This is a genomic window from Salinigranum salinum, from assembly GCF_009176545.1.
Taxonomy (GTDB): domain Archaea; phylum Halobacteriota; class Halobacteria; order Halobacteriales; family Haloferacaceae; genus Salinigranum; species Salinigranum salinum.
This window is the reverse complement of the sequence record NZ_VTOJ01000001.1, coordinates 1,556,327-1,580,674: the sequence shown is the minus strand read 5'-3', so window position 1 is coordinate 1,580,674 and position 24,348 is coordinate 1,556,327. Positions and strand designations below refer to the sequence as shown.

The window sequence follows — 24,348 nt, the reverse complement described above, 5'->3', positions numbered from 1 at the left end:
GCTCGCCCACGGGGCGGTCGCGTTCCGGTTCGGAAACAGCCGCCACGGGAGCCGTTCGACCGCGACGAGCGCGGGCGGCTCGGCTCAGTCCCACATCGGAACCGTCGTCGACGCCCCCGTGTGGCTCTCGGCGGCCTGTTCGGCGAACGCGTCCTCGCCGGTCCCGGAACTGTTCTCGCGCGCCATCTCGTCGAACCAGCCGACGAAGTGGAAGACGCTGCCGAACGCGGCGAGGTTGAGACTGTGGCCCGCCTCGTGGTCCATGTGCCACGCGGGAGCGCCGGTGGCGTCGAACGACTGGCTGTCGACGTAGACGAAGTTACCCAGGTTGAACGCGGTGTCCCAGGCGTTGGCGTCCGAGATGAACCCGCCCCGGGTGGCGATGGTCCCGGTCGACCAGTCGACGCGCATCCCCTCGATGCGGAAGCGGTCGATCCCGCCACCCCACAGGCTGGGAATACTCCAGAACAGCAGGTGGCCGAGGCCGTTCAGTAGCCAGAAGGTGAGACCGATCCCCACGACGAACCACGACATCGGCATGAGCCAGTTCGACCAGCCCAGGATCCCCTGGTAGACGTCGTTGCCGGCGATCGAGTCGAACGCCGCCAGGAAGTTGATCACGCCCACGGCGACCCCGAGCGGTCCCAGCCCCATCGCCGAGAGGATCGTGTAGTTCAGCCCGGCGTTGAGCCCGATCATGAACCCACGCATGAACTCGCTGAATCCGCTGCCCGGGTTCGCGCTCGCGGCCAGGTAGCTCACGGTGACGAGACCGATCACCCCCGCGATCGCCAGCAGACCGAGGGCGGCTCCGGCGGCGAACGCGGCGACGACGAGCGCGCCCACTGCGATGCCGACGACGACGCCGACGATCGCGCCCACGACGCTCCAGAACGACAGCCCCGTCGGGTCGACCCGGTCGAGCGGGTCGTTCCCGACGTAGGTGTACAGGTGGAGCGGCCGCGGGTCCCCGTCCGCCTTCTCCGGACGGTGGAGGTACAGCGGATCGGGTGTCAGGAACCGGCCGATCTCCGGGGCGTACCACCGCCGTCCCATGCAGTAGAGGCCAGCGTGGCGGTCGAACTCGTGCAGGACGTACGTTCGAACCGTCGACCCGTCGCCGTCGTCCCCGCCACGCCGGGTCCCGAACGGGTAGTACGAGATGGGAGTCGCCCGGTGGCCGGTGGCGTTGGTGACGAAGCGGACGGTCCCCTGCGGGTCGTTGTGGAACACGGTCAGGTCGCCGCCACGCAACTGCGCGAGCCGCACCCCGCCGAGGGTGACGTAGGCGGTGACGCCGGTGTCGGTCACGTCGGCCAGTCGACCGAGCGAGCGCGTCTCTCTCGCGTCGTCGCCCGACTCGATCCGCTTGCTGATCCGCTGCCCGCGGTGGTCGTAGCCGTAGCTGACGACGACGTCCCCGCGTTCGACCCGGACGAGCTGGCTCTTGTGATCGTACGTCAGCGAGCGGTCGGCCAGCGCGGTGACGTTCCCGTTGTCGCTGTAGGGGACGTCCGTGACGCTCCCGTCCGCGTGTTCGATGCCGCTGACGCGGGTCGGGTGGACGGCGTCGTCGAAGCGGAGGCCGAACGCGGACTCGCCGGAGGCGGTCAGCGCGTACCCGTCGTAGTCGTAGGTGACGTCGTACGCCCCCTCGCTGTCGGTGCCCTGCGCCCGCGTGAGCTGGTACAGCGGGTCGAGTTCGTACGTCGCGTCGACGCCGCTGTCGGGGGCGGTGTCGGTCGTCCCGACGAGGTGTTTCGTCGGGTCGTACTCGTAGGCGACGTCCTCGTACGACCGACCGCGCGGATCGGTCGTGGTCTGCCGGGTGACGCGTCCGACGCCGACACCGTACTCGGTCTCGGTCGTGACGCCGTTGGCGTAGTCGATCCGCGTCACGAAGTTGCGCGCGTCGTAGGTGAACTCGTCGACGACGCCGTCGATCCGTCGCACCATCCCGTTGCGGTAGTACTCGCGGGCTACGGTGGTCCCGTCTGGGTACGTGACCGCGGTCTGCCGGCCGGCGTCGTCGTGTTCGAAGCCGAGCACGAGTGGCTCCGCCCGATCCTCGAAACGGTACTCGTGTCGACTCCGGTGGCCGCGCTCGTCGTAGTCGAACCGCTGGCTCCCGCCGGGGTACTGCACCTCGGCCAGTCGACCGCCGGCACCCGGCGTGTCGTCGTCGTACGTGTACCGTTCGACCACGGCATCGCCGTGGCTCACCGTGTGGAGCCGTCCCTCGGCATCGTACGTCGCCGTCAGATCGTTCCCGTCGGCGTCGACCGACCGCACGACGTTGCCGGCGGCGTCGTGCCACAGCCGCCGACTGCCGGCGTCGCGGTGATCGATCCGGATGCGCTTGCCACGCCGGTCGTACGCGTACGTGGCGACCGTCCCCGCGTCGTCGGCGTGCGCCAGGAGTTCGCCGAACAGCCCAACGTCGTACCGCGTCGTCACCGGCTCACCGTCGCCGCCGACCTCGACGACGGCGGTCCGGTGGTTCCAGACGTCGACTCGCTCGCGTCGTGGCGTGTCGGCGTGCGGCGACGCTCCGTCGGTGTCGTTTGCGTCCCAGGTGACGACCTCGAACGGCAGGTACTCGGCGCGCGAGACGCCGCCGTCGTAGTCGACGGTGTGGACGGGCCGCCCGAACGCGTCGTAGCCCACGTGACGAGCCGGTCGGTCGGCCGTCTCGGGCACGCCGAACGCGAGCGTCGACTCGACCGTGGGCTCGTACTCGGTCTTCACCCCGCCGAGCGGGTTCGTCTCGGACCAGCCGCTCACGACGACCTCGTCGGTCGTCCGCTCGGCGCGCTTCTGTAGCTCCGCGTTCGTGCCGTCGTAGTACGTGGCGATCTCGGCCCGCTCGGTCGTCGAGAGCCGGACGCTCTGGTGGACCGCGTTCGGGACCGACTGGTCGTCGTAGCGGTACTCGCGGGTCGGCGCGTCCTCCGTGTCGTCCGCGAGCAACACCGTCGTCAGCCGCGCGAGCGGGTCGTACCCCAGCCGGACCGCCTCGCCGCTGTTGGCGGTGATCCGAGTCGGCTTGCCCGTTGCGGGATCGCGCTCGAACTCGCTCCGCCTGCCGTCGACCGTCTGGGCGATCACGTGGAGACCGTCGGTGTCGTACTCGTAGGTGGTCGTGGTTCCGAGGCCGTCGGTCTCGGTCACGACAGTTCCCCGTGCGGTGTACGTGCGACGCTGGCCGACCGCGAAGACAGCGGGCGAGCCGTCGGCGTCGCTCCCAGCCACGAAGCCGTGTGCGTCGAGGTCCACGTCGCCGTAGTGGTCGTCGAACGCCGCCCGCGAGAGCACGAGCTGCTCCCCGCGCGTGAGGAGGCCCCGGTCGACCTCACCCAGTGGCAGGCTCTCCCCGTCGTCGCCGTCGTAGTACCGGCGCTCCTCCGCGACGACCGCGCCGTCGACGTCGCGCTTGACCACGTGGGCGACCACTCCCGAGAGCCCGCGAGCGGGGTTGGCCGCGTACGCGACCTCGGTGACGATCTCCTTCTCGGGCACGCGGTCGCCGCCGACCGTCCCGTGACCGCGCGAGGTCTCCCGGACGACGTTGCCGGCGTCGTCGTACTCGTAGCGCACCTCCTCGATCCGTTCGTCGTCCGTCCGCTCGAGGTGGCGCTTTCGCGTCGTCGCGACGCCGACGAACACCCGCGGCGTCCCGTCCGGCAGCGTCTCGAGGACGTCGACGGCGTACTCGGTCTCCTCGATCCGGTACGGACGCCCCTCGTCAGCCGACCCGTCGAGACCGTACGTCTCGACCTGCGCGAGCAGGCGGTCGAGGTGGGCGTGTTCCGGACCGTGACCCAGCTCGTCCGCCTGGTTCATCAAGAACGTGTGGAGCGTCCGGACGTCGGGGGCGCTCTCGTCGCCGCGCTCGATCCGTTCGACGCGGCGGAACCCCTGGAACCGCCGCGAGCGTGCGTCGAACTGGCCCTCGTGGTAGCGGTAGTCGACTGCGGTCTCGCGGCCGCGGGTCGTGTCCCGCTCGACGGTGCGCGAGACCACCCACAGCGGGAACGGCATGAACGTCGTCCACGGCTCGCCGGCGTGGCGGTCGCGGAGCGCCTCCCCGACCATCGGCGCGTAGTCGATCGTCGACCGGAGACCCATGCCGTTGTCGACCTCCGAGAGCAGGTACGGTGGCGACGCGGACCCCCAGTCGAGGACGACGTAGCCCGTCCGCCCACCACGGCTGCTGTTCCAGACGAGGCCCGCACGGCCACGCCCGCCCATGTCGACGGGTCGGACCGTGCCCGCGACCGGCGTCGGGACCGTCGGATGCACCGCGACGTCGGCGAACTCGTCGCCCGATCGGTTCAGCGCGATCTCCACCCCCGCGGCCGACACGCGCACGAGGTCGGTCCGTCCGTCGCCGTCGACGTCGGTCAGCACCAGCTGGTCGGGGTGGCGACTGATCCCCGAGAGGCGCGGACTGTTCGCCATGACGACGCGCTCGCCGAAGCGTCCGTGACCCAGGTTGAGCCAGTACTCGACCCGCCCCGAACGGACCTGGACCAGGTCTGGCAGCCCGTCGCCCGTCATGTCCGCGAGGAAGACGAACGGGCTGGCGAAGTCGACGTCCAGCCGGTCGTCACCGACGGGTGCGACCGTCGGTTCGGCCCACCCCTCGCGGGTCCGGTTGCGGAACGTGACGGGGCCGCGGCGGCCGCCGTACAGGGCGTCGACCGCGCCGTCGCCGTCGAGGTCGCCGACCGCCACGCGGCCGCTCGCCCACGGTGGGCCCGACCGCGCGTGCCGCGGGTAAAGGACGAACCCACCCCACCCTGCCTCTCCACGGTTCTCGTAGTAGCCGTGGAGGGGGCTGTCCCCCACGCCGACCACCATGTCGGCGGTGCCAGAGGCGTCGACGTCGAGGAACTGGACGCCCTCGTCGGCGAAGCTCGCCACGGCGGGGGTACGCCCGAACGGGCGGGGTGTCTCCCAGCCGTCGCTCCCCCCGTTCGGCCAGTAGTACTGCCGGCCGTTGCGGACCGAGAGCACGCCCGGAAGCGGCAGGTCGGCCATCGCCACCAGCGCCGTGTCCGGATCGGTCAGCGGCGGCGGGTGTGGGGCTCCCACCGCGGACGCCATCCAGCGCACGTCGACGGTCGTGGGGTCGAAGGCGGTGTAGTCGAACGTGGTCGGCGGTCGCGACGTCGTCGCGCCGTCCGCGCCGTGCCCGGTCAACCGGACTGACCGTAGGAGCGACTCGCCGGTGTGGGCGGTCTCGTCGTAGCGGAGCCGCCAGCGCCGGATCACCCTGCTGGAGCCGGCGAGCCCGAGCGTGATCGCCTGGCAGCGCCGGGTGACCTGCCTCACGAAGCCCGCGCGTCCGTTACGCGGTCGGTCGGGGCGGTCCTCGTACCCGAACCGGATCACGTACGTCGCGTACCGGACCCCGCGCAGATACGGGACGCCCGCGACGACGTCGTAGTCGTACTCGATCGCGTTGCCGTGGACGTCCTCCTGTCGCTCGAGGAGCCACGACACGACCCGGTCGGGGTGGTCCGGATCGACGACGCGTCCCTCCGCCGTCGTCCCGAGGAGGGAGCGCGTTCCATCGCGCTCCGTGATCACCCAGCCGTCACCCTCGCGGGTGTACCGGGCGAACGTGGTCTCGCGGACCGGTCGGTAGTCACCGTCGGCCCCCCGCCGGAGTTCGACGTTGGCGTCGAGGAACACCTCCGTCACGCCGGTGGCTCCGTCGACGTCGTCGTCACCGTCGACGGCCGCCGCGTCCGGCTCCGGCACCCCGAAGTCGAGCCGCCGATCGATCCGCCGGAGCGGGACGTCCCACCCCCGGCCGAACGCCGTTCCGGTGCGGGCGTGGACGTACTCCAGCTTGATCGCGGGCTTCAGCCCCGCGATCCCGTCGGGCAGTTCGATCGGAACCGTGTACGTCGACTGGCCGCTGTTCAGGTCGAGCGAGAACGCCTCCCCCATGCCGGCGACGAACCCCGTGCCGGCCGGTGGGGCGACGCCGCTCGACGTCGCCGCCTTACCCATCTCGTCCCTCCGTCGATCGTCGCGCCCGTGTCGTCGATCGCCGACCGAGCGCCGGCTGCCGCGGCCACGTCGGAGTCCGGGTCGACCGCGCCGGTCGCGTCGTGAGTGTGTCGCTCATCGGCTCACTCCGGGTACGCGAAGTCGTACTCGACGAACACCGAGAGGTCCGCCACCCCCGACAGGTCGAGCTCGCCGTCGGTGACGAGGTCGGGGTTGTCCTCGGGAGCCACCGTGACGGTCCACGTGTCGAGCAGGTCCTGTCCGACGAACGGACCGAACGCGCTCGCGTCGGCCCTCCCGTCGGCGTCGAGCGTGACCGCAACCGTCTCGTCGAGCGCGGCGGAGTGGACCGAGAGCGTCAGCCCGCCGACCGTCCCGGGGTCGCCCGTCGCCCGCATCGTCAGGTCGGTACGGACCCGATCGGTCTGGTTGGCCGGGAACATGCCCTCCTCGAACGGGATCTCGGCGGTTCCCTGGCTCCGCAGGTAGTACAGCTCGTCCGGCACGTACAGGCCGAGCGAGATCCCCCGCGAGGCGCTGCCGGTCGCCGGCAGCGACTCCCTGATCTCGGTCTCCAGCGCCGCGCTGAAGAACGCGTCGTACGAGACGACGAGGTGGATGTCGAGAACCGACGACGGGTCGAACGTGTTGCTCGCTCTGGGGAGGTCGAGCTGCCACATCGTGGCGACGCCGCTGTTCTCGAACAGCCGAAGCTCCGACGAGTCGAGCTGGAAGACGATGGCGTCACGGCGCACGTCGTACTCCGAGAGCGGCATCACGTCTGCGGGGTAGACCATGTTCTCGATCCGGCCGTCCTCGTGGCGGAACTGCGAGACGCCGATGTTGCGGAGCGTCCCGTGGACGCCCTCCGGCCCCGTGAGCCCGACGAATACCACTTCGACGTTCTTGATCTTCTGGAGGTAGAGGCCGGGGTACGCCCGGTCGAAGTCCTCGAGTCGCGTCTCGAAGAACGCACGGCCCGTCTCCTGCAGCCGCGAGAACGCCATCGGGAACCGATCCGCGAGCGAGAACGTCTGCTTCAGCTGTGCCTTCTTCGCCTTCGTGCGGACGTGGTCGAGGCTGAACTGGTCGATGTCCGCGAGGAGCGCCTCGGCACCGAGCAGGCCGTTCAGCTCTTCGCGCCCGTAGTCGAACTTGATGAGCCGGAGGTCACGGCCGGTCTCGGCCTCGTACGCCTTCTCCATGAGCGTGGCGACCTCGATCGCCGCGTCGAGCGAGCGGCGCGACAGTCGACGCGCCTCGCGCGAGAGGTCGTACCACATCCGGGAACTGAACTCGCGGCCGTCGAGGAAGTCGCGGTTCTCCTCGGCGTAGCGCTGCTGCAGTTCGGCGACCGCGACGCGCTGCTCGGCGACACGCTGGCGCGCTTCTGCCTGCTCGACCTGCTGGCGCGCCACGTCACGGTAGGCGTCCGCCGACTCGACCTCGCGCTGGAGCCGGCTCGCCTCCATGTCGTGGGTGATCCGCGACCGCTGGTACGCGAGCTCCTTCAGGACCACGTTCCGGCGCTTCCTGCTCGAACTGTAGTGGTGGCCGCTCCAACTCAGGCGCACCTGGTCGTCGCGGTCCACCGCCGACGCCGACGCCCACGCCTGCGCCTGCTCCAGTTCGAGCAGCTCCCACCGCACGTCGGCGAACTCCGTCCTCGCCTCGCGGGCGTTGTTCCGCTGGACGGTCGCGTAGTCGAACGTCTCTTCGGCGACGTCGACGCCCTCGCGCGCCTCGTCGAGGCCGCGCTCCTCGAGTTCGACCGACGCGCGGGCGATCTCCGCCTGCTGTGCCAGCTGCGACTCGCGGAACTCCTCGTCCTCGGCGCGGCTCTTGAACTGGATGTACGATCCCTCCACCCGCGAGGCGTGCTGGGCGAAGTACCGCGCGAGGTTCTGCAGGTGCTCGAAGCTGAAGGGCGGGAAGTGGACGCCGTAGCCGAGGAAGTTGAGTCCGGCGTCGATCTGCGTCAGCCGCTGCCGGGCGCGCAGGAACGCGATGAGGAGCCGCGGGTTCTCCTCGATGGAGACGGGGTCGGCGTCGTCGTCGAAGAGCGTCGGCAGGACCGCCTCGGTCCGTGCACGGACGTCCGACAGCACCACGTGGTCGTACAGCGGCGACTCGGGGTCGATGGTACCGTCGAGGCGCACCACTCGCTCGTACAGTTCGCGGGCCCGGTCGTACCGCGAGACGTCGTTGCGGGCGCGCCGGTAGCGACTGTCGCCCCACTCGACGTACAGTTCCGCCAGGCGCGTCCACAGCGTGACCGACTCGACGACCTTGTTCAGGTACTCGTACTCGCGGGTGCGGAGGTACTCCCGCTCCGCCGTCCCGTACGACCCGAGCGCGGCGTGGCAGTCGCCCATCGCCATTGGGATCACCCACGAGTAGATGTGGGTCAGGTAGGCGACCGTGTGAGTGTGGCCGCGGAGGTAGCCGGTGAGGAGTTCGACGTCGGCAGTCTCCGAGAGCGTCCGGTAGAACGTCGCGAGGTTCTCCCCGGCGTTCTCGTCGAGGTCGATCCGATGCGCCTCCAGCTGGCCGTCGAGGACGCTGAAGCTCCGTGACGGCTGTCGTTCGACGACCAGGGTCGGCGCGAGCAGCGTCAGGGGCTGGTCCTCGACCGCGGGCTGTGTCACCGTCGTCGCGCCCTGTCCGTCGTCGCCGACGACCGGCTCGTCGTCGCGCGAGATCCCCGGACGTGGTCGGACGCGGCCCGGTAGCGTCGTTCCGCCGACGCCGAACCGACGGCCACCTCCGACCCCGAGTACGCCTCCCGGGCGCTCCGGGAGAGTGACACCGCCCTCGCCGAACACGGGCTCCAGCCGCGTCGTCAGCCGTGACGACGCGGCCAGCACGGCCGGCGAGAGGTTGTGCTGCTCGTCGACCCGTCCGACACGTTCGATGGTCGCTTCGGCCGCGTCGGGGTCGCCCCCACGGGCCTGCATCCCCGCCAGGCTCACGAGCGCACGCGCCTGCTCCTCGAAGCGCTCCTCGCGCTCGAACAGCTCGGCCGACCGCATGGCGGTTCGGATCGCCCCCTCGCGGTTGTCCGACTTCTCCTCGGTCACCGCGATGTCGTGCAGGATCGCGGCCTTGAGCGCGTCGTCGTCGGTGCTGTCGTGCGCCCGCTCGAACCGTTCGCGCGCCTCGGCCCACTTCCCCCGGCTCGCGAGGTCGTTCGCGGTCCTGACGAGCGCGCCGGCCCGGGTGTTCGACGCGCCGTCACGACCCTGCAGGCCGTCGTCGTCGAGCGTCGCGAGCGTCGCCTCCGCCGCCGTCGACAGCTCGATCTCGGCTGACCGGAAGGTCTCCGGGACCGCGCTCTCGGTCACTGGGGTGTGCCGCAACATGTGCGCCGACAGCTCGAGCAGCGGCGTGTCGATCTGTGGCGGGTCGAGTCGCGCCCAGGCGGTCGTGCCGAGCGTGCCGATCCCGCCGGTGGGGGAGGGTCTGAGCGTCTCGAGGATCCGTCCCCGGAGCGACTCGTACTGTCGGAGCGCCCGCAGGTGCTTCCCCTCGGTGAGCGCCTGGTTGGCCTCGGCGAGGTCGCGCTGGATCGATCGCTCGAACGCCGTCTCGGGTGTGTCGATCTCGTACGTCACCGCCCGCAGGAACGGCCGGGGGTCGGCGACGAACGAGTACCGGTTCTCGACGAAGTAGTTCGGTTCCATCTTGTGTTTCCTCTCTCGTGAACTGCCGCGCTGTCGTCCGTCGAGTCCCGAGTACGGTCACCGAGACGTGACTCCGGGACGACTCGGACGTGGCGGCGCTCACGGTCGTGGGACGTCCGGTCCGGACAGCCGCCCGATCGCACTGCTCGGGAGGCCGTCGCTCCGGGTCCCCGACAGTGGTCGGTCCGCTGTCGGCCGTGAGTCACGGAACACCACGTTCGATAGTTACATAATCTTATCGATAATATAAGATATTTTACGTTATTTCGGACTGTTCGGTAATGCGGTGATGTATCGACGTGCCGCGGGAGACGGCTGGCGTTGTCGGCAGACCGACGACCGAGTCGGTGACTCTCTCCGACTCCTCAGCTCCTACCCGGTCGTCGCCTCGCACTGTCCGAACCGGCGTTCGGCCTGCTCACGCCGGCGTTCGGCCGCGTCCGGGTCGCCGTTCATCTGTTCGCGACACGCCGCGCGGTACTCGACGCAGGCGAGTCTGGCGGCCCTGGTCTCGCACAGGTACCGGTCGAGATGCGGACCGAGCGGGCCCGCCACCCCCTGTTCGTCGGCCTCCTCGAAGTCGTCGAGCGCGTCGGTGAACCTGGCGAGCGCGCTCCCGAACGTGTCCTGTCCGTCCCGATACGAGCCGTTCTCGTACTGTGTCACCCCCTGCTCGTACGACTCGCGCGCCCGGATCGCCGCGTCGAGTCCCTGTCCCAGCGGTGTGAGCGCCCCGACCGTGTCGCTGACGCGGAAGATCTCCGTCTCGAACCGCTCGTAGCTGACGTCCAGCGCCGGGTCGAACGCGTCGACCGAGTCGTACCGCGACACGGCGGTCCCGCTGGAGTTCCCCGCTTCGGTCGCGAGCCTCCCGAACTCGGCCGACAGCGACCCGGTCTCCCCGGTGTGCTCGCGCGCCCGATACGCCGCGAGCAGCTGCGTGTGGATCCCGTACGCCTCGCGGAGCCTGACGAACGTCCTGACGAGGCGGTCGAAGATCCACCGCGTGTCCGACAGCGACCGGACGCGCGCTTCCTCGGCCGCGTCGGTCGGCGTCACGCCCGCGAGCGCCACCTCCGCGTCTCCGAGGCGGCGCGCCAGCAGGCCGTAGTCAAGCCCGGATACCTCGACCGACTCGAGCGCGGGTCGCATCGCCGCGTAGACGTCGTTCAGCGCGAGCACTGCCGCGGCGACGCCCCCGGCGGTCGGCGTCGCGGTCGTGGTGGTGGTCGTGGTCGGCGACGTGGTCGGTGTCGCCTCCGCGGTCGCAGTCGGCTCCCCCGCCGTCGTCGGTGGAGGCGTCGACGTCGCTGTCGGGTCCGGAGCCTGCTCGGAGCAGCCGGCGACGACTCCAACGAGGAGTGTCAGTACGTGTCGTCTGTGCATACGTCGACGTATCGGGTAGACCGAATAACTGTTCGGGGACGCTGGAGGGTGGGTCACGGTCGGGCAACCAACAACCATTTCGGTCGGCACACTGAATCGGGGGGTATGGCAGAGGACGACGCCACCGACGAGAGCGAGGACGCACGAGAGTCGACCGACGCCCCCACGCCGAACGAGGCCCGGGAGACCGAGGCCGAGGCCGACGCCGACGTGGGCGACGAGGACGCCGACAGCGACGAAAGCGGCGAGGAGAAGTCGTTCCGCGAGCGCGTCGAGGAGATCCGCGAACGCCGCGAACAGGAACGCGAGGAGGGTGAACGGCCCGGCCCCGGAGGGATGGGCCCCGAGGGGATGGGCGGCGAGGGCGGTCCCGGTATGGGCGGCGGCAACCCCTTCGCGCAGATGATGTCCGGCATGATGGGCGGTGGCGGCCCAGGCGGTATGGGCGGCGGTCCGCCTGGGATGGGTGGCCCCGATCGCGGCGGCGAAAGCGAGGTCGGCAACGAGGAACTCGTCCGCGAGGTCCGCCAGCTCCGCGACGAGGTCCGCGACATCACCCGCCAGCTCCAGCGGATCGGCGACGCGCTCGAAGACGACTGACTGCGGGTCGTTCTTCGTTCGGACTCCGAGACCGACGGCTCAGCGACGGGCCACGGGTGTCCGCCGAACCCGGTCGTAGACGGTCGCGAGGTCGTCGACGGCCCGTTCGACGCTGATCGGTTCGCGCCGTGCCAGACAGTTCTCCCGGAGTCGCTCGCGCTCGGCGAGCGCACGCTTGATCCCGGCACGGAAGCCGTCGATGTCCCCCGGATCGTAGTGGTAGCCGGTGACGCCGTCGTCGATGGTGTCGCGCAGTGCGCCCTCGCGGACGCCGACGACGGGCGTCCCACAGGCGATCGCCTCCAGCGCGACCAGCCCCTGCGTCTCAACCGGGCTCGGGAACGCGAACACGTCGAGCGCGCTGTAGAAGGCCGGGAGTTCCTCGCGGGGTAGGAAGCCGAAGAAGCGGGCGTCGACGTCGCGCTCGCTGGCCAGCCGCTCCAGCGACTCGCGGGCGGGGCCGTCGCCGCCGAAGACGAGCGTCACGTCGCCGTCCATCCCGTCGACGGCCCGGACGACGTCGGGGAGCCGTTTCTCGAAGCCGTGCCGTCCGGTGTAGCCGACGAGCGTCCCCGAGAGGTCGTGGCGGTCGCGGAACGCGGTCGCGTCGACGGGAGTGAACCGGTCGACGTCGACGCCGTTCTGGACGACTCTGACGTCGCTCTCGACGCCGATCTCGGCGAGGCGATCGCGGGTCTCGTCGCTCGGAACGATCACGGCGTCGGCGTGCGAGAGGAACCACCGCTCGTACCGGGTACTGAGTCGTTCGATCCCCGCCTCGACTCGCGCGTTGGAGGTCAGGTAGTCGGCGTACTCGGCGGTGGGCGTGTGGTACGACGCGACGAAGGGGCGGTCGCGTCGCGAGGCGAGCCGGAGCGCCGAAAGACCGAGGCCGAACGGCGTGTGGGTGTGGACCACGTCGAAGTCGGTGCGGCGGACCGCGCCCGGGACGCGCGGGACGCTGACGCGGAAGCCGTCGTAGAAGGGAAAGGGGACGGAGCGGACCGGATGCTCGCCCGTGTTGGGCTCGTGACCCGCCGCGTCGGGGTAGACGACGTCCATCCGCCCACCGCGGCGCTCCCACCGCTCGCGCCACGTCTCGATGGTGTAGGTGACACCGTTGACCGTCGGCAGGTAGGTGTCGGTGAACGCGACGACCGACGCTCCGTCCATGTCGATGCGTGTTCACCACACGGGGGTTAATCGCTTCCGACTCCGCGACGAGTGTCGGAGACTGACGGTACGGGCGTGGAGACGGGCGGACGACTGACTTGCGGACGGGCACCCACGACTCACGGACGGGCGGCCGGGCAGATTGGATCGGGCAGTCGGGAGCGCCCCGAGCCGGGTCAGTCGGAAGTGCGACCGTCGCGGACGTCCTCGTACGCCTCGACGAGTCGCGCTCCCACGCGATCGAGCGAGTGTTCCTCGGCCGTCTCCCGGGCGTTCTCGCCAAGCCGCTCCCGGAGGTCGGCGTCGTCGTCCAGCCGCCCGAGTGCCGTGCGGAACTCCTCGTAGGTGTCGCACTTGAGACAGTCGTGGCCGTCGGTGTAGAACTCCTCGAACACGGGGATGTCCCTCAAGACGCAGGCTTTCCCGCAGGCCATTGCCTCCAGGACGGCGATGCCCTGGTTCTCGTTCTTCGTCGGGAAGAGGTAGACGTCGCCGGCGGCGAACGCGCCGCGCTTGTCGTCGACCCACCCGGTGAACGTGACGTTCTCCGGGGGGTTCCCGACCCAGTATCTCACGGTAGACGAGGCGTGCGGCCCCGTGTCGTACGGGCCGAACCACGCGAAGTCGTAGCCGGTCTCCTGGGCGAGTTCACAGAACGTCGACAGCCCCTTGCGCTCGAAGACGTTGCCGACGGCGAAGACGACCATTCCCTCGAGATCGAACCGCTCGCGGTAGTCGTCTCTGAGGGACTCGAACCCCACGAGCGAGTCGAGGTCGACGCCGTTCGTCATCGGGCGGATGGGCGCGTCGATCGGGTACGACTCGAGCACTCGCTTCGTGTACTCGCTCGGACAGAGCACGAGGTCGGCCTGCGAGTAGAACCAGCGGAGATACCACCCCAGGGGGCGGGCGACGTGCGTCGATCCGCGAAAGGACTCGGCGAAGTCCTCGCGGGTGACGTGCGCGTGGAGGACCAGTGGCGTCCCCGTTCGCCGGGCATGGCGGGCCACCGCGAGCGTCCCCGGGCCGATGAGGTTGCAGTGCGCGACGTCGTACTCCCGGAAGCCACCTCGGCCACGGAGCGCGTACTCGGCGGCGGCGACGGGAGAGTCACCCTTCCACGGACACGTGAGAACCTCGACGTCCGTGGTTCGGAGAGCCGCCCGTTGCTGGTCGGCCGCGGTCCCGATCCCGCTGCGGTCGAGCCGGGACGCGAGTTCGAGGTAGTTGAGTACCCGCACGATGGACCGCTCCAGACCGAGCGATTTCACGCTGTCGCTTCCGACCGGGGAGGGCTGCGGTCGATCGGACCGAGCGACGACGCCGATCCGCCCTCCCACGATCGAACCGAGAGACACGAGAACCACCGGTTCGGAACGTCTTTTTGTACCCGTGCGCCATCGAACGCATGGGCATCCCCGAGGAGCGGATCGAACGGCTGGAGGCCCTCGCCAGCGACGCGACTCGTGCGGGCGACGACGAGCGAGCCCGGGAGTACGTACGTCTCGCCCGGCGGATCGCGGAGCGCCACCGTCTCAGACTCCCCCGGCACTTTCGGCGGTTCACCTGCGACCGATGCGACGCCTACCTCCGACCGGGAGTCAACGCGCGGGTCCGTCTCCAGTCGGGGAAGGTCGTCGTCGCGTGCGAGTGCGGGGAACTCGCACGATACCCCTACGAGTGAGACCCTCTCGACGGCCCGACGGGGGCGATTCACTGTGCCTGAATACTCCAGGTACTTACGCTATCATTAAAAGTAAGATACAAAAGAGGGCCGTCCGAATGCGAGACAACATGTGTGCGCAGGAGCTGCGAAAGCGAGCTCACGACCTCGACGTCACTGTCTGGGTCGGCAAGAGCGGTATCGAAGCGGTGGTCGACGAACTCGACGACCAACTGAGCGACCGTGACCTGGTGAAGGTGAAGTTCCTCCGGTCGGCGCGGGGAGCGGCGACGACCGAGGAACTCGCGGACGATCTCGCCAGGCGGACGGATGCCGAGGTCTTCGAGACCCGTGGCCACACGGCGGTGATGCACCGATGAGCACGGGACTCCTGCTCCAGGCCGGGTCCGGAGGGTTCATCGGCCGCTTCCTCGCGCAGAACGGCGTGCCGTACGCCGCTTCGATCGGCGGCGTCATCTCGTTCATCGTGGCGTTCGTCGTCGTCTACCTCGTCGGCCGAGCGATCCTCTTCCCGATCCTCGACCGCGTCTTCGAGGCGCGTGGGCTCGAGCCGCACGCGGTTCGGCCGCTGAAGAAGATCGCAGGGGTGTTCGTCGTCTTCGTCGCGATCGCCGTGGCGTTCGGCTTCGCGGGCTACGGCAACTTCCTCACATCGCTGGCGACCATCGCCGCGGCGGCGACGCTCGCCATCGGCTTCGCGATGCAGGACGTGATCAAGAACTTCGTCGCAGGCGTGTTCATCTTCACCGACAAGCCGTTCAAGATCGGTGACTGGATCGAGTGGGACGGGAACTCGGGCATCGTCGAGGACATCTCCTTCCGCGTCTCCAGGGTCAGAACGTTCGACAACGAACTGTTGACGGTGCCGAACTCCCAGCTCACGGACGGGGTCGTGAAGAACCCCGTCGCGAAGGACAAGCTCCGGCTGCAGGTGCCGTTCGGCATCGGCTACGACGACGACATCCCGAAGGCGACGGAGATCATCATGGAGGAGGCCGAGGCCCACGAGGGTATCATGGACGATCCCGCGCCGACGGTGCGGCTGACCGAACTCGGCGACTCCTCGGTCGTGCTCAAGTCGCGCGTCTGGATCGACAACCCGAGCCGCGCCGACTTCGTGAAGACCCGCGGAGAGTACGTGACGAACGTCAAGGACCGGTTCGACGCCGAGGACATCAACATCCCGTACCCGAACCGGACGCTCCACGGTGCGCTCCAGGTCGAAGGGGTGCAGGCGATGACGACGTCGGCCGACGACTGAGCGACGAGGCGGCGACAGCTCGGGTCGTTGCCGCCCGACGAGGCGGCTACAGCTCGATCCGCTCGACCAGCTGTGAGTCGTCGGACTTGGTGTTGATGGCGACGATGCGGATCTCCTCTTCGAGCATCGACTCCTTCAGTTTCGCCTTCAGGAGGTTGTCGACCTGGTAGACACCGGCGGCGTTGACCATCTCGATCTCCACCTGGACGGGGACGCCGTCGCCTTCTCGGAGGATGACGTCCGTGATGGCCTGCGACGAGAGCGTGTTGATGCCGCGACCGCCCTTCTCGTAGGGGATGCGCGACCGGCCGCGTTCCATGTCGAGCGCGTCGGCGACGCGGATGACGCCCGCCTCCTTCGTCAGGGGCGTCTCCTCGGTGTGGTGACAGAGGATCGCGTGGAGCGTCTCGGCTTTCACGCGGACCGCGTTCGGGGTGTCGTAAAACTGGGGCAGGAGTCGGTCGAGGATGTCGGACGCCAGCGGGATGGAGTAGTACGCGTGTTCGTCACGGTGGACGATGTGACCGATGTCGTGCAAGGTCGCGGCGAGCACGATGATGACCGGTTCGTCGGCCTCGTCGAGCCCCTGCTCGTCGGCCCCGTTGAACTCACAGCCACCGCGTTTCAGCAGTTCGTACAGCCTGAGTGCGCGGTTGCGGACGATGGAGATGTGTTTCGGCCCGTGATCGTTGTACCCCTTGCGCGTGACGGCGTTGACGTTCTGTGCCTCGAGCAGCGTCGTCACCTCGGGGTCGGTGAGGAGCTGGGGGAGGATCTCGTTGAGTCGCTCGTCCGGGAAGGCGTGATCGTCGTCGGGGTCGTACTCTCGGCCGCCGTTGAGGTCACTCATCGTCCACGAGACGACGGCGACGGAAAAAAGTTCGACGGATGCGTGTGTGAGGCGCGCGACGGAGTACGGTGTGTGACCCGCGATCGGTCGATCGTTCGTCGGCGTGCGTTGGCGTTCGTCGACGGCTCCTCGACGCCTCAGTCCGCGGCCGCCGCGGCGGCCTCCTCGACGGCCTCGTAGTCGGGTTCGACCCCGGGGTCGTCGGACGCCCACGTGTAGGTGACCGTCCCGTCGCCGTCGATCACGAACACCGAGCGCTTCGCGATGTCGTAGACCCCGTACGTCTCGAAATCCATCGAGACGTCGTACAGGTCGATGAGCTTCCGGTTAGTGTCGCTGATGAGTGGGAACTCGATGCCGTTCTGTTCGCGGAACTCGTTGAGCGTGAACGGCGAGTCGATGCTGACGCCGTAGATATTCGCGCCGGTGGCCTGGAAGTCGGCCAGCCGATCCTGGAACGTCGACATCTCCGTCGTACACGTCCCGGTGAAGGCCGCGGGGAAGAACGCGAGGACGATCGGTGCCTCGTCGAGGTGCTCGGAGAGGGTGAACGACTCGATCTCGCCGGTCGCCATCGGTGCCGTGAAGTCGGGAGCAGTGTCGCCTACGTCGACCATAGATCACAGAGGGTGTGGCAGCCGTTTGGGGTTTGCGCTCGCGGCAGACGCGACGTCGTCGCCGACGCGCCTGCTCCGAACGGTTCGTCGTGGTCGCCTCCTCGCCCTCGTAATCGTCATCCACCGTGTCACCCTCCAGCTGCCGTGAGTTCACCGTCGAGTCGTGGATCGGTCGGGTCACGGTCGCCGGTCGTGTCGTCGTGACTCCCGCGTGTCGTTTTCGACCCTCCAGGGTGTGTGCGCGACGGCTTCGCCCGCATCGACCCGCGGTTCTGTCACCCCGTGCAGTCCAAAAAGCCTATAATCGCGACTTGGTTAAGCTCAGACAGCGATGTCCGATGTCATACTGTTCCCGGGGCTGCCGGGCGGGCCGGAGCTGCTCATCGTGCTGTTCGTGCTCGTCCTGCTGTTCGGGGCCAACAAGATCCCCAAACTCGCGCGCTCGACCGGCCAGGCGATGGGCGAGTTCCAGCGCGGCCGCCAGGAGATCGAGGAAGAACTGAAAGAGATGGAGATGAAGCCGGACGAGGACGAAGAGGAGTTCGAGGCGCGCAAGCGCGAGAAGGAGCGCGAACTCGAGGAACAAGAGGCCGACACCGACTCGACGTCGAGCAGCTGAACGGCGCACTTCTCCTCAGCTCCGGTTCTGTCCGACGGGCGGCTTTTAGTCGATCGCTTCGGTACTCCCGCGCGGGGCGTGTGGCCTAGCGGACAGGGCGAGAGGTTCCTAACCTCTCGATCGCGGGTTCGAATCCCGCCACGCCCGTTGCTCCATTAACCGCTTAGCATTGGCAGTACAGTGGCCGATCCTTTATAATCGGACTTCGGACCACCGCTATGATTCGAACACGCAGCGTGGCGCGCCTCTGTCCCGTCCGTGCTTCCACATGATCCGACGAAACCTTCAGGTATAGTTCCTCGGGCTGTGTTTGAAACACGGCATCAAAAGATTCATCGAACAAAATAAACAGAGGACGCGTCTTCATCGCTATTCGGATAGTCAACGAGATCAACGGCCCGAACAGCACCCATCCGAAGCCCCGTCCGCCAGAGCAGCAGGAGCAACGTGTGCGTGAACGAAGCGTACTGAAAGCGGTTCAGGTACGTCAGTAATTCCTCCGCAGATCCCGATTCGAGTATTACATCTCGCTGATTCTCCCCGTTATCGAGCGTCGGTGAGATAACCGCCTCACTCAGGTTCTGCGACACACCGTCGATTCGCTCACAGAACCTGATGAACACCCGAAGCGTGTCCATCTGCGTTTTCACCGTGACGTTGTTCAGGTCGCCGTCATCCCGTCACCAGAGGCGATACTGGTGCAGGAGACGGCCGGTAAGCTCGTTCAGGTTGTCGATGTCCTGTTCGTCGCACCAGCGGATGAAATGCCTCAGCCGGTAGTTGTGTGCCTGAATGCTGGCGTCTGATAGCTCTGTACGTCGTTCTTGGAGGTACATCTCGACCGCAGTCTTCGGGTCGAGTGGTTCCAGTTCGTCTGCCATGGTTTGTCCATGGAAGCACTGAGATAGGCTTAGAGACGCTATACGCGCCTACCAAGTTGTTGCGGGTTCAAATCCTGCAGCGCCCATCTGCCGTCTTGCGGTTTTCCGGGCCCCTAGACGAAGAGGATCAACCATGTTCAGGGCTACCCGGATTCGACTAATCTGGTCATCGTATCGCGGTAACGCGATTCCAGGGAGGTGCTGGGCTTCTTATGAGTGACCCACCCACCGACGATCTCTTGGTCGTCCCCAAACCCACGGGAGCACGACTCGCCGAAAGACAGCCCGCGACTACTCTCCCTCTCGAATCCGGACGGTCGCGGTGCCGTCGACGCTCAGGTTCGTCAATTCACCGGTGAACGTGTACGTGTCCGACCCGTCGACGACCGTCCCCGACGCCCTTGACCCCGAGAACGAATCGGCGGGGTTGAGTCCCGACCCGCCGGTGACTTCGCCAGACACCTCGAACTCGTACTCGGTGTACTCGCCGCTCCCAACGATCTCGATCGTGTGCTCGGTGGTCGTGCCGCTCTCTTCGACGATGAGACGATCGACGTTGAGCGGTGGCCCGGTCCACTCGATCCGGATGGTGTGTTCGCCACCTTCGTCGATGGTAAACTCCCCCGCGGTCGTCTCGACGAAGTTGTACCAGCCGCCGGTGTTCCGCTCGACCGTCCCGATCTCCCGACCATTGACCGTGGCTACCAGTTCACCGTCTTGATCGCTCGCGACAGCCAGGGAGAGCCGATAGGTTCCGGGCTCGGCGTCGATGGTGTACTCGAGCCACTCGCCCTCCTCGACGTACCCGATCGACCCGTCGCCGGTTCCGCCCAGCGACGGCGACTCGATATCGACGCTCGTCTCCGGTCGGAAGCCGCTGTCGTCGCGGCGTTCGAGAGTTGTGTCACGGTACGCGACTCCCTCCCCGCCCGTGTCGAAGTGGGAGGCGTCTATCTCACCCGGTACAACAACAGGCGTTCCGCCGTAGGGTTGCTGGGCGGGCGGAGTCGAGGCGTTCTCGACGACGAGGGTGTCGAAGTTGAGCGACGGTCCGGTGGACTCGATCCGGATGGTGTGCTCGCCACCTTCGTCGATGGTGAACTCACCGGCCTCGGTTTCGGCGAAGTTGTACCACCCGCCCGTGTGCTGTGCGATCGTTCCGATCTTGCGGCCGTCGACCGACGCGGTCAGTTCTCCGGGACTGTCCCGATCGCTCGCGACAGCCAGGGAGAGCCGATAGGTTCCGGGCTCGGCGTCGATGGTGTACTCGAGCCACTCGCCCTCCTCGACGTACCCGATCGACCCGTCGCCGGTTCCGCCCAGCGACGGCGACTCGATATCGACGCTCGTCTCCGGTCGGAAGCCGCTGTCGTCGCGGCGTTCGGGAGTCGTGTCACGGTACGCGACTCCCTCCCCGCCCGTGTCGAAGTGGGAAGCGTCTATCTCGCCTGGCACGGTCGCGGGGATCCCGCCGTAGGGGCGCTGGGTGTCGGTCGCGTCACCGAGCGGGGCGACGATCCCGAAGTTCTCTCCACTGACGTTGGCGCTCACCTGGTTGTCAGTGGTGTCGAGGCGCTCGTCCTCGCCGATCGGCTCCCAACTGCCATCGGCGTACCGCCACAGTCGCAGGCTCCCCTCGTCAACGTCTGCGGCGTCCGCGTCGGTGTACTGGACGGTGAGATCGACCCACGCGTCGGCTTCGGTGTCGTTCACGACGATGAACGCGCCGATCCCGGCTTTCCCCTCGGGTGGTTGCGGTGGGTCGGTCGCCTGTTTCATCGCGACGTCGCGGCTGTCGAAGGAGACGGTGGGACCGACGGTGAGGTCGGTGATGGGGTTGTCGGTCGAGCCGTCGGTCGCGAAGTAGTCCCACTGGCCGCTGTCGACGACGGTGTTGTTTACGAATGGGTTGCCGGTCGCACTCTCGAGGACGATCCCGCGGGCGACCTGGGCGACCGTGTTGTTTTCGACGATCGTTCGGCTGGCGCCGTCGATCTCGATGCCCACCGGGTGGTTGGAGGCGTTGTTGTCGACGACGACGTTGTCGTAGGAGGTCTCACCGGCGATACGGACGGCAGCGTCGTTGTCACGAATCGTGTTGTTCCGGGAGTCGTCGATGACCTGAATCAGGTCGGCGGTGTTGCCCGCGACCGTGTTGTTGTCGCTGAACAGCCTGTTGCCTGTTGGAGAACTGAGGGTGACCTCTTCGGCGCTGGTGTTCCGAATCGTGTTGTTCGGTGACGACCGCAGAGAGATCGTCTCGGTCGTGGTGTTGCGGACGACGTTGTTCGACGACGTCTCGAGAACGGTCGTATCCGCCCGGTGGTAATCTGAACTCGCGTCCACCGTGATATCGGAGATGACGGAGCCATTGGAGCTCGAGACGTAGACACTGCCTGCAGTCAGGTTTCGGAAGGTGATTCCATCGGATTCGATGATCGATACGGATCTCGTGAACGCTCGGTTCTCGAACGTGAGGTTCTCGGCCTGGTCGATACGCAACGACGCTCGGATCGTATTTCGCACGAGGGACAGGTTCTCCGTCCCTTGCATCCTACTGACAGTGAGCGACGCGGCGTCGTTCTCGACGACCGAGACGCGTTGACCGGACACGGACAGAGACTTAGCCCGTGAGTCGGTTACTGTAACATTCACTCCCCTAACGTGTGCAGTTTCATTCGCCGTGGCGTCTCTGAGGACGCTATTCGCCCCGATCACCGAGATCGATCCTGTGGAAAACCCCTCATAGCCACCTACATTAGTTTTTGCTGAAATGTCTTCCACGGTATTATTTTCACCTTCGATACTTAGACTACTAACGGTCATATTGACCACGGTGTAATTTGATCCAGATGAAAGTATCCTCGACTGAGGCCAGTAATTGTTCACAATAGTGTGATTATTCCCCTTCAGTTCAGAACCAACTGCATACAGTATATTATTTTCGACTATCGTATGGCCGTTCCCGTCGATACGGAACCCGGCACCTTCCGCAGATGGGTTGGGATTCGATCTCGTTGCCCGGTCCCCGAATAGGACGTTGTCTTGAACCCGATGTTCGCTCCCGTTGAGATAGAGACCGTAATGTATTGGAGAGTCGCGCTGTTCGGCGAGATCGATCGAGTTGTTGGCGACGACCGCCTCGTCGCCGATAATTCGTATTCCGTCGCGGATGGCATCACCTGACTCACCATCCATATCGATGTCGTTTCTGCGGGCGACGACGTCGTCTGCCTCTAGATCAGTCCCCGTCGAATCGAGGACACTGTCCTCAAGGACGAGATCATCTGAATCGACCGCATGGGGTGCCGCGTGGTCGTACGCCGACACCTGTATCAACCCGTCAGTGATGTTCCGATAGCTGACTCCGTACCGCCAAGACCGGACCGTGACGTTCCTAACCGTCACGTTCGTCACGTCAGTTGCCTGAATCGCCGTGCCACCGAAGACCTTCGTATAGCCGAGTTCGATCCGTCCCTCAATCACGTAGCCGTTCCCGTCAAAAACAACGTCGTCGGCGGTGATTTCGATGCACGTTCCCTGCTCGTCATAAGGGGCATCGTTCGTGATGTTCGACGTAAGCGTGTAACGACCGGATTCGCTGATCTCGGTACAGGAGTCGAGTCCCGTGCCGGCGATGTCCGCCGGAGCCGGTGACGTCTGACTCACCCCCGTCGTCGGATCGATCGCGGCCGGCGTCTCACCCGCGACCGGCGAACCCCCCGCGAGCGCGCCGCCGGCGAACGCGCCGACGACGACTATCGAGACGACGAAGAGGTTCAGAAAGAGACGACATGCTTCGATCGACGTGCGAAGCCCGTGTCTGCTCACCGTTCAGACACCCCCGCAACAAACCCATCCGAGGGTCGTCGGGGAGCCACATCCGGTGATGCCGCGCCTCGAAGGCGATCGTACCCGAAATGAGACCCTCCCCTGTCGAGGCATCCGACGGAACGATTCTGACCTTGTCCGTCTCGGACTGACGAGCCGATGCTGACGACGAGTCAGTTGTACCTCCGAATCATGTTGATTGATTGTTATCATGACCAGACATCATCTCGTGCGCAGGATAATATATGTTATCCTCCTGTAGAGGTTCGTCGAGACAAGGCTCCTCGGTAAAGTCAGAACAAGACGACTGTCCGGACTTTCACCGATCGGATACCGTTCCAGGAACTGTACACGGGATCGTAAAAATAATACGACATCAAACATGCGCCACACGAGAACAGAATCTGGCCCGGTCACCGGACGTATTTCGCGATAGACAGTTGAACGAGGGTTGGAAGCGTCTCTGCTGAGATTCTACCATCGATCAGACGTTACTCAGGTATCCTCGCCGCTGTTCGACTTTCACCTCCTCACTCCGTTCGTCGTAGTGTTTCTCAAGCACGTCCGTCGAGACATTCATCCGGTCGCTGACGACCTTCTCGGGGACGTCCTTGGTGAGGAAGTGCGTGATACTGCCTCGTCGGATGGCATGGGGGTTGAGACTTGACGGACAAGCGCTCGCACTCTTTTTGTGGTCGTTCTGCGCCTCACACGTCTCGATGTCTCGACCGTGCGGACACTCGCCCGTGTACTCGCAAGGACGGGTGACGCGGTACACAGCGTCTCTGACAGTCGACTTGTGCGGACGACCGTACTCGGTGGCGAGTAGGGGGCTTCGACCGTACTCGTCAGTCACTTCTGGCCGGTGATGATCCAGCCAGTCGTCCACGATTTCACAAACGTGATCTGAGAGTGCGACAAGTCGTTCCCCTTCGCTCTGATTCTTGAGAGGAGTCTCGGACTCTGGTCGATGCCGCAGTTTGAGCCGAGCTTTCCGGGGTTGATAGTCGGTTACATCGAGGCCGTAGACTCCGCCAGTCCTGAGACCTGTATGCCAGAGAAGCGTCAGGAGCGTATGCTCGAACGATGCGTAATGGAACTTCGTCAAGTAGTCGAGTAGTTTTGCCGCTTCGTCCCGACTCAGTTTCTCTGTTCTGCGCTTCTCGGACGGACTCAGAGATGTCGATAGCACCTTGTCGTGTAGGTTTGGTCGAACAGCGTCGATACTCTCGCAGAATCGGATGAACACCCGGAGCGTGTCCATCTGACCTTTGAACGAGGCAGGAGAGAGATCTCCGTCCTCCTTTCGCCACATCCCGTAGGTATGCAGCTGTCGACCAGTGAGCGTGTTCATGTTCTCGATCGCCTCAGACTCACACCACCGGATGAAGTGATTGAGACGGTACTCGTGGGATTGGAGGCTCGATGCCGCCAACTCGCTTTCACGGGATGTGAGGTACATCTGTACGGCTTTGCTGGGTTCGATTGGTTCCAGAGGTGCGTTCATTGCTTTGCTCTGGAAGCACGACCGGGAGCGAACAGGGGGCGCGTCTCGGGCTGGAGCATCAACCTCTCGATCGCGGGTTCGAATCCCGCCACGCCCGTTTTCCGGCGAGCGACAGCGAGCCGTGAAAGCGGCTCCGGAGATTCGAATCAGGGAGGTCGCGCACAGCGAGCGAAGCGAGCGAGGAAGCGTCCGATCGTGGTTCGAGCCGCCCACACACCGTCGCGAACGACCA

16 protein-coding genes and 1 tRNA gene are annotated in these 24,348 nt (G+C 66.5%); 6 read left to right on the top strand and 11 right to left on the bottom strand.

All coding sequences use genetic code 11. The features are described from left to right. Positions 1-84 precede the first annotated feature (84 nt). From FZP69_RS07485 to FZP69_RS07475, 3 genes are all read right to left on the bottom strand, one after another. Positions 85-6,024, bottom strand: coding sequence for a toxin TcdB middle/N-terminal domain-containing protein (locus FZP69_RS07485; RefSeq protein ID WP_152040704.1), 5,940 nt, complete (start codon positions 6,022-6,024; stop codon positions 85-87). 122 nt (positions 6,025-6,146) lie between these two features. Further along, the gene (locus tag FZP69_RS07480; RefSeq protein ID WP_152040703.1) at positions 6,147-9,707 is read right to left on the bottom strand and encodes a Tc toxin subunit A-related protein; all 3,561 of its coding nucleotides are present in this window, start codon (positions 9,705-9,707) and stop codon (positions 6,147-6,149) included. Positions 9,708-10,079: 372 nt separating this feature from the next. Then, complete coding sequence (locus FZP69_RS07475; RefSeq protein ID WP_152040702.1) at positions 10,080-11,093, bottom strand: hypothetical protein; 1,014 nt, start codon at positions 11,091-11,093, stop codon at positions 10,080-10,082. 105 nt (positions 11,094-11,198) lie between these two features. Here FZP69_RS07475 and FZP69_RS07470 point away from each other — a divergent pair, with 105 nt between their 5' ends. After that, a complete protein-coding gene (locus FZP69_RS07470) occupies positions 11,199-11,693 on the top strand; it encodes a hypothetical protein (protein ID WP_152040701.1) in 495 nt (164 codons plus the stop codon). Positions 11,694-11,732: 39 nt separating this feature from the next. Here the strand turns inward: FZP69_RS07470 and FZP69_RS07465 are convergent, their stop codons facing one another. Then, positions 11,733-12,866, bottom strand: coding sequence for a glycosyltransferase (locus FZP69_RS07465; protein WP_152040700.1), 1,134 nt, complete (start codon positions 12,864-12,866; stop codon positions 11,733-11,735). A 176-nt stretch (positions 12,867-13,042) separates the two neighbouring features. Beyond that, positions 13,043-14,107 carry a glycosyltransferase family 4 protein gene (locus FZP69_RS07460; RefSeq protein WP_152040699.1) on the bottom strand — a complete coding sequence of 355 codons (1,065 nt, stop codon included), beginning with the start codon at positions 14,105-14,107 and terminating at the stop codon, positions 13,043-13,045. A gap of 167 nt (positions 14,108-14,274) precedes the next feature. Between FZP69_RS07460 and FZP69_RS07455 the strand changes: the two genes are divergently transcribed. The 3 genes from FZP69_RS07455 (at position 14,275) to FZP69_RS07445 (ending at position 15,811) form a co-directional block, all read left to right on the top strand. After that, the gene (locus FZP69_RS07455; RefSeq protein WP_152040698.1) at positions 14,275-14,550 is read left to right on the top strand and encodes a ribonuclease P protein component 4; all 276 of its coding nucleotides are present in this window, start codon (positions 14,275-14,277) and stop codon (positions 14,548-14,550) included. A gap of 110 nt (positions 14,551-14,660) precedes the next feature. Next, positions 14,661-14,909 (top strand): YhbY family RNA-binding protein, encoded by a 249-nt coding sequence (locus FZP69_RS07450; RefSeq protein WP_152041547.1) that lies wholly within the window; start codon positions 14,661-14,663, stop codon positions 14,907-14,909. Next, the gene (locus tag FZP69_RS07445) at positions 14,906-15,811 is read left to right on the top strand and encodes a mechanosensitive ion channel family protein (RefSeq protein WP_152040697.1); all 906 of its coding nucleotides are present in this window, start codon (positions 14,906-14,908) and stop codon (positions 15,809-15,811) included. Before FZP69_RS07450 ends, FZP69_RS07445 begins: the two co-directional genes overlap by 4 nt. Before the next feature lie 46 nt (positions 15,812-15,857). On the opposite strand, the gene FZP69_RS07440 is transcribed toward FZP69_RS07445, so the two are convergent. Both FZP69_RS07440 and FZP69_RS07435 read right to left on the bottom strand, forming a co-directional pair. Continuing rightward, on the bottom strand, positions 15,858-16,661 hold the full coding sequence (locus FZP69_RS07440) for an HD domain-containing protein (protein WP_152040696.1): 804 nt from the start codon (positions 16,659-16,661) through the stop codon (positions 15,858-15,860). 137 nt (positions 16,662-16,798) lie between these two features. Next, positions 16,799-17,278 (bottom strand): redoxin domain-containing protein, encoded by a 480-nt coding sequence (locus FZP69_RS07435; RefSeq protein WP_152040695.1) that lies wholly within the window; start codon positions 17,276-17,278, stop codon positions 16,799-16,801. 331 nt (positions 17,279-17,609) lie between these two features. Here FZP69_RS07435 and FZP69_RS07430 point away from each other — a divergent pair, with 331 nt between their 5' ends. Together FZP69_RS07430 and FZP69_RS07425 are read left to right on the top strand one after the other, a co-directional pair. Next, a complete protein-coding gene (locus FZP69_RS07430; protein ID WP_152040694.1) occupies positions 17,610-17,897 on the top strand; it encodes a Sec-independent protein translocase subunit TatA/TatB in 288 nt (95 codons plus the stop codon). Positions 17,898-17,971: 74 nt separating this feature from the next. Then, positions 17,972-18,044: transfer RNA gene (locus FZP69_RS07425), tRNA-Arg, on the top strand. A 185-nt stretch (positions 18,045-18,229) separates the two neighbouring features. Here FZP69_RS07425 and FZP69_RS07420 read toward each other — a convergent pair. From FZP69_RS07420 to FZP69_RS07405, 4 genes are all read right to left on the bottom strand, one after another. Next, positions 18,230-18,535, bottom strand: a complete 306-nt coding sequence (locus FZP69_RS07420) for a hypothetical protein (protein WP_152040693.1) — start codon at positions 18,533-18,535, stop codon at positions 18,230-18,232. Positions 18,536-18,577: 42 nt separating this feature from the next. Further along, a complete protein-coding gene (locus tag FZP69_RS07415; protein ID WP_152040692.1) occupies positions 18,578-18,778 on the bottom strand; it encodes a hypothetical protein in 201 nt (66 codons plus the stop codon). A gap of 291 nt (positions 18,779-19,069) precedes the next feature. Continuing rightward, the gene (locus FZP69_RS07410; RefSeq protein WP_192918498.1) at positions 19,070-21,391 is read right to left on the bottom strand and encodes a carbohydrate-binding protein; all 2,322 of its coding nucleotides are present in this window, start codon (positions 21,389-21,391) and stop codon (positions 19,070-19,072) included. Between the two features lie 1,702 nt (positions 21,392-23,093). Then, positions 23,094-24,071, bottom strand: a complete 978-nt coding sequence (locus FZP69_RS07405) for a tyrosine-type recombinase/integrase (protein ID WP_240137487.1) — start codon at positions 24,069-24,071, stop codon at positions 23,094-23,096. Positions 24,072-24,348 lie beyond the last annotated feature (277 nt).